The organism is Chryseobacterium sp. MYb7, assembly GCF_002979455.1.
GTDB lineage: Bacteria > Bacteroidota > Bacteroidia > Flavobacteriales > Weeksellaceae > Chryseobacterium.
Map to the genome: position 1 here is coordinate 1 of NZ_PCOU01000062.1, position 4405 is coordinate 4405.

Sequence of the window (4405 nt, forward strand, 5' to 3'; positions counted from 1 at the left end):
CACTCCGTAGTCTACTTCATTTTTTAGGATTTGCCTGCTTCATTTTTCTTCACGCGACTGTTTACTTTTTGATCACTCTTCTGTCGCTTCTTCCAAAGATAAAAATTTATTCAGTTGAAAAAATAAATTCCATTGTTTTTCCGAATAGATTTTTCTTTCAATTGAAAAAAATAAGACTCCCAGCTTCTGGGCAGGAATAGTTTTGTCCGTACAAAAGCACATCTTGCATAAGATGGTAATTTTAAGAAGATTTTTAGACTAAGATTTCTATTGTTGTCGGTGTTGTTGTTAATGTGGACTTGTGGGAAAAATTGCTGCGGGCCCGCGCTTTGGCTTTATCCACAAATCCACATTCTTTTACCGACTGTCATTTCTACGGCGATTCAGTGGTTTTGTTGGCTAAAATTCCATGAAAAAACCGCAGAGCGCGGGCTGCGGAATACTTTGTATGAAGCAAAGGAAAGCATTTTACATAATCTCAAATTATAGGCAAAGATGGTGCTGGTTTGCCTGTAACGAAGCTTCAGCGGAGTGGAAGGCAACGGTTTGCGTGGGCAATTTGCGTATAATTTCGATTATGTAATTTGCTGTGGCATTAAAGCGTCGGACAAGCTTCGGGCGAGCGTCGGCGGAAAATGTCTTTTTTAGCTTTGGGGGCGGGATTACTACTCAAAAATGCAAGCGTTGGACTTTTATTTCAGGTATTTCTCAATTTCCTGTTTGAGATTTTCGAGTTCGGTTTGGTTAAAATATTCCAGACTTCTTAAATATCTAAATCCTGCTTTGTATTGAACTTCTCTCAAATTGTATTGTTTGAGCCAGAGATTAATTCTGCTGTTTCTGATGAGCTGTAAACTCTGAATATTAATTTGTTTTCTAATCTCTGATGTTATGCTGCTAAATCTTGTTTTTTCACTTAAAATAAATAGCTTTTCCGTTTCTTTTACTGTTTTTGAGAGTTTTAATAATTCCGATCTCGTTTCATTAATATACCTGTAAAGCTCTAAAATTTGTGATGCTTCCAGCGGTAAAATTCTTTCTTTTAATCGGTTTTCTGTGGCTTCCGGAACTTTGATAATTCCTTTTTCCAGATCAATATCTTTTACTTTCAGTTCTCGTAAACTTCCTGTGTTTAAACCTTGATAAATGATTAATCCTAAAATAATCCGGTTCCTTTTTCCAAATAAACTGAACTGTCCTTTTTTGTATTTCCTTTTTCTAAATTCTTTCTCGATATTCTGCAATTCTTCTTCACTTAAAAAACCTGTAATTAAAGCTTTCTTTGGTGTTTTTATTCTAAAATTCTTTAACGGATGATCTTTTCTTTTCCCTGTAAATTGTAAATATTCAAAGTATTGCTCTATACTTCTGATCTGAGCATTGATTGTATTTAATTGATATTTTTTCTGTTGTAATTCTATTATTTTTAATAATTCCTGAGTAGTAATTCTGTCAAAATTCTGTTTTCTTGAACATAACTTTTTCCATAATAAAACCTGTTTTTCCTTTTCTATCAATGTCTTTTCTGTGTAGTGATATTGATCTCTCAGATAACTGATAAACTCTTTCATCTAGCCTATATATGTGTATATCTCTGTGTGCTTTCTAAACTTCTATGCCCTAAAAATCTGCTGACTTTTATAAGTTCCATTCCGTTTTTTAATAAATGAGTCGCAATACTGTGGCGTAGTAAATGAGGATAAATTCTCTTTTTAATTTTACTTTTTTCGGCTACTTTTTCTATGATAAATTCTATTCCTGCAGTCGTTAAATTTCCTTGTAATCCCTGTAAAAAACAATCTCCTTTATGAGTTCTTTTCTTTAGATATTCTTCAAAAATATCTAATGCTTTGCTGTGTATCGGAACCTCTCTCTGATATCCTGTTTTCGATTTTCTTATGAAAACTTTTCCGTCTTTCATATCTACATCTTCGAGTAATAATCCTACTGCTTCTCCGGCTCTTAATCCTAGGTAATATAGACAGCATAGAACCGCTTTATCTCTAATATTTATTGTGTTTTCAAACAGGTGTTGCACTTCCTCCGGACTGAGGATTTCTATAGGTAAATGATTTCTTTTTAAAAGTCTGCAGATGATAAGATATGTATCCTGATGCAGGATTTCTTCCTGATACGTTTTATAGATTTTTAGGGCAAAAAGATGGTTGTTTATGGTATTTATACTGATGTTTTTTTCAGGATTATTTCTACATTTTCTCTGTTTTAAATAGATAATATATTTTATTGGAAGATTTCCTCTTTCTATGTAATTTCTATATTCCTGAACCATTGCTAATATCTTGGTAATATTCCTTTTCTGATAGTTCCGAAGCTCTAAATATCTCTTGAAGTTTTCCATCTATGACCAATTTGCTTGTGTACTATTTTGTGTTTTTCCGAACGCTAAATAATTATGAGTTATAAGTTGTTGATTATGAGTTATTTACTCTGTCGCATTTTCTCATCTAGTGTTCGTTTGGTTTCCGTTTAGCGTTCGCTTGTGTTCAGTAGCGTTCAATTTTAGTTGTTCTAATTGCTTTGTAAAAGAGTCTTTTAATTCTTTTCTAACTCTCTGTATATTATCGTTATAAGAGATTTTATATTTAAATCCCTTATTCGCAAAACCTATTTGTTTCAGATATTCTAATCTCACCAATTCGTTCAGATAAAACTGTAATTGTGTCTTTTTAAATCCTGTAATTTCCATCGCATCAAACCTGCTGAACTGATCTTCTTTAAAAGCTTTTTTCAACTTTTCAAAAAACTGTCTTAAGCTTCCGTCTAACTCGTCAATCTTTAAAATAATACTCTCGAATAATATCTCCACAGCGTTCTCGATATCTTCAATTTCTGTAATTAAAAAATCGTTTTTTATTTCTCGCTGATACTGATGTAAAAGTGTAATTTGTTTAATAATAGATTGGAACATTTCATTTAATCGTCTCTTATTCTTTACATTACTTGGTAGTTGCATCTGTGTTGCATAAGGATTTATAACTTCATAATGCTTTAAATTTCTTACAATTTTCTGAACAAAGTTCGTCGCCAATTTTTCTCCGTTTTTATCAATTTCTCCGGCATTTCTGCGGTTCTGATAAGTAATAATTTTCTCTGTCTGTTCCTCGCTTTCATTCACTGCTACAATAAAACTGCGGTTCATATTGTCCTCGTATAATTCTCCTTTTGTCGTTGCAGATAAACTGCTGAACTGTCCTTTCACGATTTTATGACTCGATTTATTATTTCCTTTTTTATCCTTGATTGTTACTGAACTTCTGAGTACCTGGTTCGATATAAATTCCCTCAACGCATACAAAGCATCTTCCTTTAAACCGTCCAAATCTTCAATGATAATGATCTTTTGGAACAGATCAAACTCGCCCCAATTATATAAGCTAGATTCTGTAATTCTTGTAAATCTCAACACATCTTCCTGTGGCATCATGTCTGCAATTCTGCTGATAATATGGGTTTTACCACTTCCGCTGCTTCCTTGTACAATTCCGTGTAATGGGCTTTTATTTAAGTAGCTGATTGTGATTAAGAATAGTAGAAGTCTTGATTGTTCTTCGCCAATAATTCCGGCTTTCTCGATCAACTTATTTAATTCCTGCAGGAGATTCTTTTGTTGTAAAAAGTCTATTGCGGACAAATTCGGGGATGTTTTCGGGGGCATACTTTTGTTTTCGTCCGTAAAGACAACACTTTTTGTAGTCTTGTCAGGATTCGAACCCTTTTCTTTTTCATCTGAAAAAATAAATTTTCTTTCACCTAAAAGCTTTGTAAAGATTTCTTCATCGTGGAGTTGCAGCGTCTCGTTAACATCTTTATTTGGTAATTCTACAGAACCTATCCTGAGTGCCTCCTTACCAAGGAAGAGGTCGTTTAAGGTTTTAGAATATTTCTTTACCGCTTCTTTTCCTGCTTTATCGTTATCAAAACAAAAGATAATTTCTTCTAATTCCGGAAGGTTTTTTATTGAGTTTAAAACTTCCTCATTTAATCCGTTGGTTCCAAAACATGCTAAAACGGAAAACTTCTCTTGAATGATCTTCAATTGAAGCAGCGAAGCTGCATCAATAATAGATTCTGTAAGAATGAGTTTTTTAGTTTCAGGGTTTGGATAATTTGGATAAACACCGCTGCGGTTTTTTAAGTAAAAATGTTTGGAGTTATTATTGTCGATTATCGACCTAAAATAAAAGCTTACGATTTGATTTTCCTTATTTTTCAGTGGAAAAACAATGCTTTTGATTCCAAAGGTTTTATAGGCTTGTCCGCCTGTTCGGCTGTTGGTTCCGGCTAGGGATAATAATCCTACATCTGTTAATTTTTGGATAAGTGCTTCTCTTTTTTTTGGATCTTTGTTTTTTCTGTCTGCATAGTGAAGCTGTCCGCTGTTAAA

At 33.4% G+C, this 4405-nt stretch carries 3 protein-coding genes; all 3 read right to left on the reverse strand.

Annotated elements, in window-relative coordinates:
* Positions 1–692: 692 nt before the first annotated feature.
* Entirely contained in the window at positions 693–1571 is an 879-nt protein-coding gene (locus CQ046_RS23315) for a tyrosine-type recombinase/integrase (RefSeq protein WP_105704554.1), read from the reverse strand.
* Positions 1572–1576: 5 nt separating this feature from the next.
* Positions 1577–2359: a tyrosine-type recombinase/integrase gene (locus tag CQ046_RS23320; RefSeq protein ID WP_076357751.1), complete on the reverse strand. Its 783-nt coding sequence runs from the start codon at positions 2357–2359 to the stop codon at positions 1577–1579.
* 102 nt (positions 2360–2461) lie between these two features.
* Positions 2462–4405 (reverse strand): toprim domain-containing protein (locus CQ046_RS23325; protein ID WP_105704555.1); only part of this gene is annotated, 1944 nt, incomplete at its 5' end.

Coding starts and splice junctions, on each gene's coding strand:
- CQ046_RS23320 (WP_076357751.1), bottom strand. CDS start 2,359: ATGGAAAACTTCAAGAGATATTTAGAGCTTCGGAACTATCAGAAAAGG.
- CQ046_RS23315 (WP_105704554.1), bottom strand. CDS start 1,571: ATGAAAGAGTTTATCAGTTATCTGAGAGATCAATATCACTACACAGAA.